This window comes from Pedobacter sp. JY14-1 (assembly GCF_029269825.1).
Classification (GTDB): Bacteria; Bacteroidota; Bacteroidia; order Sphingobacteriales; family Sphingobacteriaceae; genus Pedobacter.
The window spans coordinates 142,574-155,739 of record NZ_JARJHU010000009.1 but is presented as its reverse complement, the minus strand read 5'-3'; the positions used below and the strand labels follow the sequence as shown (position 1 = coordinate 155,739).

General features: G+C 48.4%; 9 protein-coding genes. 6 read left to right on the top strand and 3 right to left on the bottom strand.

Going from position 1 to position 13,166, the window contains the following annotated elements; genetic code table 11:
- Nucleotides 1–402 precede the first annotated feature (402 nt).
- From P2W84_RS17765 to P2W84_RS17740, 6 genes are all read left to right on the top strand, one after another.
- Nucleotides 403–1,608, top strand: a complete 1,206-nt coding sequence (locus tag P2W84_RS17765) for a pyridoxal phosphate-dependent aminotransferase family protein (RefSeq protein ID WP_276091510.1) — start codon at nucleotides 403–405, stop codon at nucleotides 1,606–1,608.
- The gene (locus P2W84_RS17760) at nucleotides 1,605–2,723 is read left to right on the top strand and encodes a hypothetical protein (protein ID WP_276091509.1); all 1,119 of its coding nucleotides are present in this window, start codon (nucleotides 1,605–1,607) and stop codon (nucleotides 2,721–2,723) included. The genes P2W84_RS17765 and P2W84_RS17760 overlap by 4 nt, the downstream gene beginning before the upstream one ends.
- Entirely contained in the window at nucleotides 2,720–3,703 is a 984-nt protein-coding gene (locus tag P2W84_RS17755; RefSeq protein ID WP_276091508.1) for an NAD(P)-dependent oxidoreductase, read from the top strand. Before P2W84_RS17760 ends, P2W84_RS17755 begins: the two co-directional genes overlap by 4 nt.
- Nucleotides 3,704–3,830: 127 nt before the next feature.
- Nucleotides 3,831–4,856, top strand: a complete 1,026-nt coding sequence (locus P2W84_RS17750; protein WP_276091507.1) for a PmoA family protein — start codon at nucleotides 3,831–3,833, stop codon at nucleotides 4,854–4,856.
- Nucleotides 4,857–4,885: 29 nt separating this feature from the next.
- Entirely contained in the window at nucleotides 4,886–6,247 is a 1,362-nt protein-coding gene (locus P2W84_RS17745; RefSeq protein ID WP_276091506.1) for a DUF1080 domain-containing protein, read from the top strand.
- A gap of 17 nt (nucleotides 6,248–6,264) precedes the next feature.
- A complete protein-coding gene (locus P2W84_RS17740; protein ID WP_276091505.1) occupies nucleotides 6,265–7,623 on the top strand; it encodes a Gfo/Idh/MocA family oxidoreductase in 1,359 nt (452 codons plus the stop codon).
- A gap of 90 nt (nucleotides 7,624–7,713) precedes the next feature.
- Here the strand turns inward: P2W84_RS17740 and P2W84_RS17735 are convergent, their stop codons facing one another.
- The 3 genes from P2W84_RS17735 to P2W84_RS17725 all read right to left on the bottom strand — a co-directional run bounded on the left by P2W84_RS17735 (nucleotide 7,714) and on the right by P2W84_RS17725 (nucleotide 12,916).
- Nucleotides 7,714–9,399, bottom strand: a complete 1,686-nt coding sequence (locus tag P2W84_RS17735) for a sodium/sugar symporter (RefSeq protein WP_276091504.1) — start codon at nucleotides 9,397–9,399, stop codon at nucleotides 7,714–7,716.
- 102 nt (nucleotides 9,400–9,501) lie between these two features.
- Entirely contained in the window at nucleotides 9,502–11,472 is a 1,971-nt protein-coding gene (locus P2W84_RS17730) for a hypothetical protein (protein WP_276091503.1), read from the bottom strand.
- A 13-nt stretch (nucleotides 11,473–11,485) separates the two neighbouring features.
- The gene (locus tag P2W84_RS17725; RefSeq protein WP_276091502.1) at nucleotides 11,486–12,916 is read right to left on the bottom strand and encodes a DUF1080 domain-containing protein; all 1,431 of its coding nucleotides are present in this window, start codon (nucleotides 12,914–12,916) and stop codon (nucleotides 11,486–11,488) included.
- Nucleotides 12,917–13,166: the final 250 nt, after the last annotated feature.

Here is a 13,166-nt window from a genome sequence, read left to right as displayed (position 1 = left end):
TAAAATGCATGTCACGCATGACCAGGCATTTTGACATATTAACAGGTGATGGTTGCACGTGTTTGTCATAGAAATGTTTTTATTATGCGGATCGAAAACATTTAGGCAATCGCTATCGTTATAGGTTCAGTTTGTTTGGTTTAGGTTGGTCTGTGGTGGACCAACCATCTATATACGGGGACGGACCTGATGGTTTGTCCCCGTTTCTTTTGGCTATCAATACTGATCATACAGGTAGGTGTTATATAAGTTTATTGTAATTTTTATACTGGAAATTAATATATTCAATCCTGCTTCCTTTTCAAAGTTTTGTTTTGTGTGGTGAGGATACTAGATTTGGAAAGTTTTATTTATTGGCATAAATGTTGATTTTTAAAATCATCTAAATACTTACATACTAGAATGCGCAAAAAATTACAGGATAGAATAGCAGCCTTTCAGGATGCTAATGCGATCAAGGAAAAAGGGATTTATCCTTATTTCCGGGCGATCGAATCGGGCCAGGACACAGAAGTGATGATTAACGGGAAGCGGGTGCTGATGTTTGGTTCGAACTCCTATCTTGGCCTTACCAACCACCCTAAAATTAAAGAAGCTGCTAAGGCTGCAATAGAAAAATACGGCACTGGCTGTGCAGGTTCAAGGTTTCTGAATGGTACACTGGATATTCACATTGAGGCGGAACGGAGACTTGCGGATTATGTGGGCAAAGAAGCGACGGTGTTGTTCAGTACGGGGTTCCAGGTAAACCTTGGCGTGATCTCCTGTCTGCTCGACAGGAATGATTACCTGATCCTGGATGAGTATGACCATGCTTCGATCATTGATGGCAGCAGGCTTTCGTTTTCGAGAAGTATCAAATATGCGCATAATGATATGGAAGACCTGCGTAAGAAAATCAGCAGGCTGCCTGAGGATGCCGGTAAACTGATCGTCGCCGACGGAATATTCAGTATGGAGGGTGACCTGGTAAATTTGCCGGAGATCGTAAAGATCGCTGATGAATTCGGGGCGAACATTATGATGGACGACGCGCACAGCCTTGGTGTAATCGGTGAGCGCGGTTCCGGAACGGCTTCTCACTTTGGCCTGACCGACAAGGTAGACCTGATCATGGGTACCTTCAGTAAATCGCTGGCCTCACTAGGGGGATTCATTGCCGCAAACGAGGAAACGATCGAGTTTATCAAACACAGGGCAAGATCGCTGATGTTCAGCGCAAGCATGCCCCCGGCAGCGGTGGCCAGTGTGATCGCCGCACTGGATATCATTGAATCTGAACCGGAGCGTATTGATCAGCTCTGGGCAAATACCAATTATGCAAAGAAATTATTGCTGGACGCAGGTTTTGATATAGGCCATACCGACAGCCCGATCATCCCGATTTACATCCGTGACAACGATAAGACTTTCCTGATCACTAATGAGTTGAGCAACAACGGTATTTTTGTGAACCCGGTAGTTTCCCCGGCAGTACCTTCCGACGCTTCACTGATCCGGTTTTCGCTGATGGCGACGCATACCTTTGCGCAGATCGAGGAAGCAGTGGAAAAAATAGCGGCAGCGGCTAAGGTGATACAGGTTAAAACCTTTCCGATAGCTATATGAGAAACATCGTTGCCGTAAGCACCAAGAAACAGCTGGCCGATTTTATTGATTTTCCGCACGAACTTTATAAAGACGATCTGAATTATGTTCCCGAGTTGTTTATCGCTCAGCGGGACTTGCTGACCACCCACCCTTTCCATAAACATTCTTCTCTTCAATGCTTCCTGTTGTATGACGAAGGCAGGATCATCGGACGTATTGCGGCGATACTGAACAACACGCACAACCGGGTGAACCTGGCAAGCGATGGTTTTTTCGGTTTTTTTGACTGCATCAACGACCAGAATGCTGCGGATCTCCTTATCGGGATTGCGGTGAACTGGCTGAAGGAACGTGGTGTGAAGGACAAGCTCATGGGCCCGGTGAATTTTTCGACCAATGAGAGCTGCGGATTGCTCGTAGAAGGTTTTGATATGCCACCGGTGGTAATGATGCCTTATAATGCCGCTTACTACCCTGCCCTGCTGGAAGGTACCGGCCTGGCCAAGAAGGTAGACCTGCTGGCCTGGAGATTTACCGGAAAGAATTACGACGACCGTTCGGTAAGGTTGATGGACCGTCTGGAAGAAAGGCTGAAGCGATCGGATATCGTGATCCGAAAGATCAATATGAAACGTTTTAAGGAAGAAGCCGATAAGCTTCGTGAAGTGTATAATAAAGCCTGGGACAAGAACATGGGCTTTGTACCACTGAACGATGAAGAGTTTGATTATCAGGCTAAAGACCTGAAGCTGGTCCTGGACCCGGATTTCTGCCTGGTCGCCGAGCAGGACGGTAAACTGGTTGGTTTCGGTGCGGCGATCCCGGATATGAACCAGATCCAGAAGACGATTAAAAAGGGACGTTTGCTGCCTACCGGTATCTTTAAGCTGTTGTTTGGCAAGAGCAAGATTAAGGGCATCAGGATATTGCTGCTTGGGGTAATTGACGGTTACCGTAAGATGGGTATTGAAGCTTGTATCTATGCGCGAATTATCAAGGCTTATCAGCAAAAAGGAATGACTTATGCGGAGGCCAGCTGGACGCTGGAGCACAACGATATGGTGAACAATGCGATTAAGGCCATTAACGGGGAAGTTTACAAACGATATCGCATTTACGAGAAGCAGATATGAGTGAGCGGGTACTGATCACGGGGGCTACAGGCTTCGTGGGGTATCACCTGGTTGCTGAGGCTTTGGCTGCCGGGCTCGAGGTCTTCGCTGCTGTGCGCGAACATACGGACAGAACGCATTTGCAGCAATTTGACATCCGGTACGTTTACGCGGATTATACTTCGGCAGCATCCTTACAGCTGCTTCTGGAAGAACACCGTATTGATTATGTGGTGCATGCCGCCGGAATTACCAAAGCGAAGACACCCGCAGAATATAACCTCGTTAATGCAGATTTCAGTCGTAACCTGGGTGAAGCCGCGCTCAGGGTTAATTTAAAAAAATTCGTATTTGTGAGCAGTCTTGCGGCGCTTGGTCCCCTGGATGGGCTTGAGGGTGAACTTACCGAAGTGAGTATGGCAAAACCTGTGACGGCTTACGGAGCCAGCAAACTGCTTGCGGAGCGGTACCTGAGCGGGATCAGGGGTTTGCCACTGGTCATTATCCGCCCGACTGCTGTTTATGGCCCCAGGGAAAAAGATATCTTCATTTTATTTAAGAGCATAAGCCGGGGCGTGGAACCTTATATTGGTAATTTCCGGCAGCAGCTGAGCTTCGTTTATGTAACTGACCTGGCGGGGACCATCATCAGGGCGCTGTTTAAGGGGGTTCCTGGACGTGCCTATAATATCTCCGACGGAAAGGCATATGACCGCTATGCACTCGGGGCTTTGGCCAGAAAGGCGCTGAAGAAACGGACGCTTAAGTTCCATCTGCCGGTGGGATTGGTTAGCATGATTGCCGGGCTGATGGATAAACTCTATGCGCACCGGAAAGCCACCCCTGCCCTTAACCGGGAAAAGATGGCTGAGCTGACTGCGGTGAACTGGGCATGCAGTATTCGGGCAGCGGAACGCGATCTGGCTTACCATCCTGCATTTGACCTGGAAAAGGGTATCGCGGAGACGATCCGCTGGTACCGCGAAAATGAATGGATATAACGTTTTTTCGCGCAATCGTTTTCGTAATTTTTCAAGGGTAAATGGTTCTCTTGTAGGTTGATTGTACCCTAAGAAAGGTATATTTAACTATTGGTTCTTGTTTAGACGGGACCACTTGAGACCAGATATGAAACACAAGGTTTTGATTTTCACTTGCTGTGCGCTGTTGTCTGCAGCCGCACAGTCCCAGACCGTAAAACTCATCCGGGACGATGCCGGTAAAAAGGTGGACATTCTTGTTGGAGGCAAACCGTTCACCAGCTTTATTTACCCCGATGATCTGGAAAAGCCCGTCTTATACCCGATCAGGGCAGCGAACGGTACATTCGTGACCAGGGGATTTCCGATCGTTCCCCGGGATGGTGAACGTAATGATCATCCTCACCATATCGGACTCTGGCTTAACTATGAAAGTGTAAACGGATTGGACTTCTGGAATAATTCTTATGCGATTCCGGCAGCAAATAAGGCCCGTTATGGCTGGATCAGGAAGGTGCGGGTGGCAAAGGTGACTGAGGGCAAGCAGGGCCGCCTGGACTACAGTGCCAGTTGGGAAAACCAGGCAGGAAAAGCCTTATTAAGCGAACATACGTATTTTATTTTCAGCGGAAAGGGCAACAGCCGGACAATAGACCGGGTGACCACGCTGAGGGCTCAGCAGGATTCGGTATTTTTCAAAGATATTAAAGACGGCATGCTTGGTCTCAGGGTAACGAAAGAACTTGAAATGCCTTCTGATAAGGTAGAGGAATTTGTAGATAGCCAGGGTAATGTCACCAAAGTTTCTGCATCGGGTAACGGTGCCAACGGAAGCTATCTGACCAGCACGGGAAGGCGCGGTAATGATGCATGGGGAACTCGCGGTACATGGTGTCTGCTTGCGGCAAAGAAGGAAGGAGTGCCTTTGTCTGTTGCGATGATCGACTATCCGGAAAATCCGGGATATCCCACTTACTGGCATGCCCGTGACTATGGATTGTTTGCAGCAAACCCGCTGGGACAGGCCATTTTCAGTAACGGCAGGGAGAAATTGAACCTGAAGCTGGCCCCTGGCCAGTCCGTAACATTTAAATACAGGATACTGGTGACTTCCGGAGCGGAAGTTACGGCTGAACAGCTGGACAGAGAGGCCGCTGAATTTGGCAAACAATGAGACTAACAAAAAACAATACAAACGGAGCAATGAAAAAAAATCAACTATTGGTATTGGCGGCCCTGTTGTTCGGATCGGTTTCCGGTACACAGGCCCAGGGGGGGAAATGGCAGCAATTGTTTAACGGTAAAGACCTTAATGGCTGGAAGCAGCTGAACGGCAAGGCTAAATATGAAGTGGTGAACGGAGAGATCGTGGGCACTACGGTATCAAACACGCCCAACTCCTTCCTCGCTACAGAGAAAGACTATGGCGATTTTATCCTGGAAGTGGAACTGCTTGTAGACAATTCGATGAATTCAGGTATCCAGATCAGGAGTCAGAGCAGTCAGGATTACCAGAACGGCCGTGTACATGGATACCAGGTAGAAGTTGATCCCTCAGACCGTAAATGGAGCGGCGGAATCTATGATGAGGCGCGTCGTGGCTGGCTCTATCCTCTGGAGATCAACCCTAAGGGGCAGGCCGCTTTTAAAAGGGGCGAATGGAATAAATACAGGATAGAATGTATCGGAAGCTCAATCAGGACCTGGATAAACGGTATACCGACAGCTAGCCTGATCGATAACCTTACCCCTTCCGGGTTTATCGCGTTACAGGTGCACGGCATAGGCAGCAATGACCAGCCGGGAAAACAGATCCGCTGGAGGAACATCCGTATCCAGACCACAAACCTTAAACCTTCCAAGGCTGATGATACTTATGTGGTGAACCTGGTTCCTAATGATCTTTCTGCCCAGGAGAAGGCACAGGGTTATTCGTTGTTATGGGACGGTAAGACCACTAAGGGCTGGATTGGTGCATACAAGGATAAATTTCCTGAAAAAGGCTGGGAAATCAGCAATGGAGAACTCAGTGTAGATAAAGCCAATGGTGGTGAATCTACCAATGGAGGCGACATTGTAACTGAGAAGGAATACGGGGCGTTTGAACTGAAGTTTGATTTCCGGTTAACGGAAGGTGCGAACAGTGGTGTAAAATATTTTGTGACCTTATCAGAAGGTAACAAGGGATCGGCAATCGGTCCGGAATATCAGATATTAGATGATGTGCGCCATCCGGATGCCAAACTGGGAAAGAATGGCAACCGTACCCTGGCTTCTTTGTATGACCTGATTGCGAGCAAGAAAATACCGGCTTCCCAGAAGAAGATAGGTGAATGGAATCAAGGATTGATCAGGGTATACCCCGACAACCGAATTGAATATTGGCTCAATGGCTTCAAGGTAGTAGAATACACCCGTGGTTCGCAGGAGTTCCTTGACCTGGTTGCGGGCAGCAAGTATAAAGACTGGAAGAATTTCGGAATGGCGCCAAAAGGACATATCCTGTTGCAGGACCATGGTGACAGGGTGTCTTTCAGGAGCATTAAGATAAAAGAACTCAAATAATCCAAATCGTACAGATCATGCAGGAATCAAGAAGGAAATTTATAAAGCAGGCGGCAATAGCCACCGCCGGTGTTTATACCGGTGCAATGGGCTTCAGTGCAAAAAGCTATGGTAAGATCATCGGGGCCAATGACCGGGTACGTGTAGGTATCGTCGGTTTTTCTGACCGTTTCAAAGATGCCCTGCTACCCAGTTTCATGAACCATCATAAGGAAATGAATTTTGATGTGGTCGCACTTTCGGATCTCTGGCGCCTGAGACGTGAGGAAGGTACCGGAGTACTGAAGTCAAAATTCGGGCATGATATTACGGCATGCCGTAACAATGATGAACTTTACGGGCTTAAGGACATTGATGCAGTCATCATCAGTTCGCCGGATTTTGCACATGCCCTGCATACTGCAGAGGCGGTGAACAACAAATGTGATGTGTATTGTGAGAAGCCATTTGCGGAGACTATGGCCGATGCACGTATGGCACTGAAAGCCGTTAAGGCTTCGAAGCAGATCGTGCAGATCGGTTCTCAGAGACGCAGTGGTGACAACTACCACGCAGCCGAAAAATTCATTAAGGATGGTAAGTTCGGAAACATTACGATGGTAGAGCTGAGCTGGAACGTAAACCAGCCGGGCCGCTGGCGAAGACCCGCACTTGTGGAGAAGCTGAAACAACAGGATACCGACTGGAAACGCTTTCTGCTGAACCGGCCCTTCGAAGAATGGGATCCGAGAAAATACCTGGAGTTCCGTTTGTTCTGGCCTTTTTCATCAGGAATGCCGGGCCAGTGGATGTCTCATCAGATTGATACCGTACACTGGTTTACAGGCCTTAAACATCCACGCAGTGTAGTTGCTAACGGCGGTATCTACCAATGGAAGGATGGCAGACGCAACTGGGATACAACGACTGCCGTATTTGATTATGGAAAAGAAAATGACCCGTCGAACGGCTTCCAGGTCGTGTTCACCTCAAGGATGCACAATGGTGACGAAAACCCGGCTGAAATCTATTATTCTAACGGCGGAGAGCTGAACCTGATCACCAATACCGTATCTCCAAGGGGCGGGCTTACCGCTGGTGCTGCAAAGGCGATGAACATGCAGCCGAATCTGTTGCCTGAACTGAAGCTGACCGACCTGGTTGAGAAAGTAGCCGCTTCTGCAAATACCGGTGGGGACAAGCTGACCTCTGCCCATATGAGAAACTGGATGGAATGTGTGCGCAGCCGCAAGGAGACACATGCTCCCGTTGAAGCGGGATATTACCACTCGATTGCGAATATAATGACGAACGCTTCGGTGAGGACCGGCCAGAAGGCGACCTTTGACGAAAAGACCCAGGAGGTGATGGTGGGCGGCAAGGTATTCAAGTATTGAACAGAGATTCTAAGCGGATCACAATAAGAAGGCCGGCCTGAATATCAGACCGGCCTTCTTATTTACCATATTACAGGGTTTTCTTCTGGTTTACCAGAATACCGTATAAAGTGCAACAAGCATCAATATGATGATCAGCGATCCGGCCGCAAATGAGCTGGATACATTGAACATTTTGGTGTCTACCTCCAGGCCTTTGGGTACAATCCCCTTTCTGTTCTCGGCAGTACTGATGAAATACATGCCAACGATGCAGATCACGAATACGATCAGCATCCTGTCCATGAACGGAATTTCATAGATACCGCTGGAATTGGCTACTGCCCATCCGTAATCGTACAGGAAGGAAAGGTCTATCCAACCGGGAAGGAACTTAAGTACTACTGAGGCGATGAAACCGCCTATGGTAGCAAACAGGGCCGCGTTTGAGGTTGTTTTCTTCCAGAAGAAACCCAGGATGAACATGGCGAAGATACCAGGTGAAACGAAACCTGTGTACTCCTGGATGTACTGGAAGCCTTGCTTGCCCTCACCCATGAGCGCGTCGCCGATAGCCAGTGACAGCAAAACGGCCAGCAGCATAGACACGATAACGGTAACCTTACCTACATTGACAAGGTTCTTCTCTCCTGCCTCGCGGTTCATGGCTTTTTTATAGATATCCAGCGTGAATATCGTTGCGATACTGTTGGCCTTTCCAGCCAGAGAGGCTACGATGGCCGCAGTCAGCGCAGCAAAGGAAAGTCCTTTCAGGCCAACTGGCAACAGACCTAATAAAGCAGGATATGCCTTGTTGGGATCCTGTACGCCTGAAGAAGTAAGCAGACTGTCCGGGCTGATCGCCGGAATGTTCTCTTTAATAATATAATAAACGGCAATACCGGGGATCACGACGATGATCGGCATCAGCATTTTCAGGAATGCGGCAAAGAGCAGGCCTGAGCGCGCCACGGGAAGTGATGCGCCTAAGGCCCTTTGGGTAATGTACTGGTTACAGCCCCAGTAGTTCAGGTTGGCGATCCACATACCGCCGATCAGTACGCTGAGACCGGGAAGGTCGATATAGTTGGGATTATCCTTTTTAAAGATCAGGTGGAAGTGCTCGGATGCGCCGCTGGTCAGCGTCGCGAAGCCTTTCATGACGCCTTGCTGACCTGAAATGATGTTCAGCGCAATATAGCTGGCGACCAGTCCGCCCAGTACCAGGAAAAACACCTGGATGACATCGGTATATCCGATAACCTTCATACCACCCAGTGTAATGACGATCGCAAACACTGCCAGGCCGAGGATACATACCGTAATATCGATACCTGAAATGCCGCTGATGGCAAGTGCACCGAGGTACAGGATGGACATCAGGTTGACCACGATATACAATGCCAGCCAGAAAATGGCCATGATCATGGCTACGGTACTGTTGTAGCGTTCGTTAAGGAACTGCGGCATGGTAAAGATCTTGTTTTTCAGGTATACCGGCATGAAAAACACGGCGACAATGATCAGTGTAGCTGCTGCCATCCATTCGTAGGCGGAAATGGCAAGTCCAAGTTTAAAACCCGAGCCGCTCATCCCGATCATCTGTTCGGCAGAGATATTGGAAGCGATAAGGGAGGCGCCGATGGCCCACCAGGTCAGAGAGCCTTCTGCCAGGAAATAATCTTTTGAGTCGCTGGTTGCCGACTTTTTCTTGTAGTAGATCCAGAAACCGTAGGTAGCTACGATTATAAAGTATACGAAGAATACAATGTAATCGTAAGAATGAAGTGTACTCATTTTATATAAAAAGGTTTATTTGATTAAGGCGGTTAAAGTAAAAAAAAAATGGGATAATCTATGAAAGACTATCCCATTTTATTTGAAGCAATAACTGCATTCTTATTTTGCCAGGGAGTTGATCCAGGCCGCGATCTTAAGGCCGTCAGCCTTGGTGACCTGAGGCATTGGCGGCATTTCTGTCGCGTAACCAGGCCAGTTCTGAGGCTGAGGATTGTGGATCAGCGAAACAATCTTTTCCGGAGTGTACTTGCGTTTGGCAACGTCTGCAAAAGCAGGGCCGATCTGACGCTTGGTCGGATTATGGCATGCTGTACAGGTATAACTGGTCAGCAAGCCCTTTACCTGTGCATACGTAGGTGCAGCGGTAGTGATCGTCTTTTCTTTCGCATCGTCAGCAGCTCCTCCGTTGGGATCGTCAGGATTAGCTTTCGCAACAGTCTTTCCTTTGGTAGCAGTGGTGCTTGCTTTAGGTTTAAGGCCTGAGTTCCTGGTGCTTACTTCGCTCATGGAAAGCTTGCTGCCGGTAGGAATGCTGTTTAGCGTGTAATAACCGATCGGATGCATCAGGGAAGAAGCACCGTCCTGGTCAGTTACGCCATCGGCAGTAATGGTATGGATGTAATATTGACGCAGACCATCAACCACTAACCTTGCACGCAGTCCGTCAGCAGACAACTTTACCCCTTTTACCTTCAGCGTCTCCTTGTTAACGGGAGGCGATCCGTAAACCGGATGGTATTTATAGAGATAGCTTTCGACGTTATAGGATGCCAGGTCTTCAGCTGACTTTTTGTCGACAGGTTTGGTAAATTCGATCTCGAATCCATCAGGCATAGCCCTGATTGCACGCATTTCGAAAGGTACTTTGCTGTTGTCATAAACCATACGTTCCAAACCTTCGTTGGCATCACCTGCAGAACCCCATCCGCGGTTGGTCTCACCCACGAACAGTGAACCGTCCTGGCCCCATGCCATACGGAGTACACCAGAACGGAAGCCACTTCTGAAGAGGAAGGATGCTCCTTGCTCAACGCCATTGACGGTCTCCATGAATACCCTTGAAATGATGCTCATTCCCTGATCGCCGATAAGCAGCTGGCCGGAAAACGGACCAAATGCCCCTTCGGGAATCTTTACAGGCTCAGATGTAGAGATGCCCAGGATACCATAAGGCAGCCATACAGAAGGTAATCTTAGCTCAGGAAAATCTTTCTTCATCTGGAACAGCATCTTGAACTCTTCATCGACGCGGTTTTCCGGTTTGATTGCCCTTCCGTTGGCATCGACGTTCCTTCTCTCGTCAATCTTAGACCTGAACTGCTCTTCAGTAAGTTTCACCGGAGAGTCTGAACGACCGGTCCAGCGGAGTCCTGCCGGGTGGCCGATAAAGTCTCCTTTTTCTACTCTCCAGATGGCTCCTGAACCAACCCAGTCACCCTGATTATCGGTATAGTATAACTTTCCGTCGATAACTGCAGGACCGGCGGGTGAACGCATTCCGGTAGCCCATGGTCTCATGATGCCATCTTCAGTGATGTTCATGGCCCATCCGCGCATAGGAACGCGGCTTTCTCCGCGATACCACATCTCGTCGCCGAATGCTACGTTACCGGTTACGAAAAACGAACCATCGGGTGCAATCTTGGGACCAAAGCTATACTCGTGATAGTGCCCGCTCAGCGGCCAGGCATAAACTGTTTCGTAAACATCTGCCTTGCCGTCTCCGTTCTTGTCGATCAGCTTGGTCAGTTCTCCCCTTTGCGCGCAATACAGGGCGCCGTCTTTATAGGCAAGCCCCAGGATCTCATGAAGACCTGAAGCGAATTTGCGGACATAAGGCCTGCTGCTGGTCGGGTTCTCTATAATATATACCTCACCGCGTCGTGTGGAAACGCCCAGGTCTCCGTTTGGCATGGTAACAAGGCCACCCACTTCCAGGATCGGTCCCTCGGGCACACGTACCTTCACGACTTTATAAAAATCTTCCTCTTTAGGCGTCTGCTGGGCAAAACCCGCAGAAAAACTAAAGCTTAAAGCCAGCATTGCCAGCGTTTTAAAAGTATGTTTCATTGTCTGACTTCTCTTAGAATAATATTGAATAATTTAACTTGCCACGAACCAGGACTACCAGTTCCTTTCCGCCATTGGCATCCCTGATCACAGGTTTGTCTTTGGCATCGTCAAATTTTATGTAATAAGATTGACCGTCCAACAAATAAAGGCCCTTTCCTGCTTCAGTAATATCACTTGCAGTGGCTACCAGTGCATAAACATTATCTACTGGTTTTTCAAGGCTGATCTCCCTGGTCAGGCCTTGTCCGTTTGCCACAGGTTTGATGGCGTCGGTTACTTTGGTGCCGTAGATGTTATAAACGAAGGTAGGACGGTTTGCACCATCAATGGTATATCCTTTTGTCCTGAAACCGGTACCTGTGGTATCGGCTATCCAGGCCGCTTTTGCGTCTGTAAGTTTGGCCAGGGCAGGAACAGGTTTTCTGCTGAAAGTAACTACAGCTCCTCTTGGTCTTGAAGTTCCGTTGCCCCTGTCGTGCCACATAGGTGTAGCATCAATGAAGTCGCCGTGCCATCCCTGAAACAGTAAGCCGTTATCCAGGTCGTAGCTGTAATGTATTTCTTCCGGGCTGGCTACTGAGATGGCATGAACTACCCTCGGACCACCGTTTATATCAACGAAACTACGGATCAGCGGGGTATTCAGCGGGTCGATATAGATCGGGTCGGTGTTGTCTCCGCCTCTGCGTGCCGTTGCATTGGCAGGCAGCTTGGATATTTTGATATTCCTGAAAGCTACAGCGCCGTGATCTCCCTGTAAACGGAGTGGTGCCAGTGCTTTTTCAGGGCCTGCTGCCCCTCTGGTAGCACCAAAAAGCTCTACGTCATCATGGATCAGTACACCATTGAGCTCTATTCCGATCATCCTGGCGTTTTCAGTTTTTTTACCTGAGGCATCAAACTTAGGGGCCTGGAAAGCAATTCTGATATGCTGCCAGGTACCGGGAGCCTTACCTGCGTTCTGGCGCGGTGCATGGCCTTCATAACCCTGCATTCCCGCTGGCCTTGAATCGTCCCAGCGCGGATAGATACCGCCGAGATTACTTGAGGTCAGGTTTTTCATGCCCCATACGTCTTCCAGCTGGATCTCGTAATTGCCCTGAAGATAGATTCCTGAATTGGCGCCTTTGGCCAGCAGGAAATCGAGTTCAAGGACGATGTCACCATGTTCTGCTACGGTGAACAGGTCTGTTCCATGGTCTTTCTTCCCGACCTGGTTGACCAGGACTCCTGTACCTTTGGTTACGATGAGCTTGTTCTGCTCATTTAAGTCTGCCGTTACACCACCGGCGATCGACCATGACTTTCCCGGGTCTTTAAATCCCGAAAGGTCACTCAGGCCGATTTCTGACTTGTCAGTCAATTGCTGACCAGCCACAAGTGTAGTCCCCAACAGCCAGACAAATGCCGTTGTTCCAAACCTTAAGTAATTAAGTTTCATGTTGTGGTTTTTTGGTTATTAAAAGTTTAAAAGTAAACAATTCCCGTTTGATTAAAAGGAATCGCAAAATAATGATTTTGTTACAATAAACAATAGCGCTGTTAATGAATAAAATACGCTTAATGAATTTGCTAAAACTATTTACCCGAAAGTATTTAAAATAATACCGAGAAATCGATTGCAAAGGTGTATTTTTGATTTCGCACATGCATTAAAAACCAAATACAGCACGCAAAATCAAAACACCTAA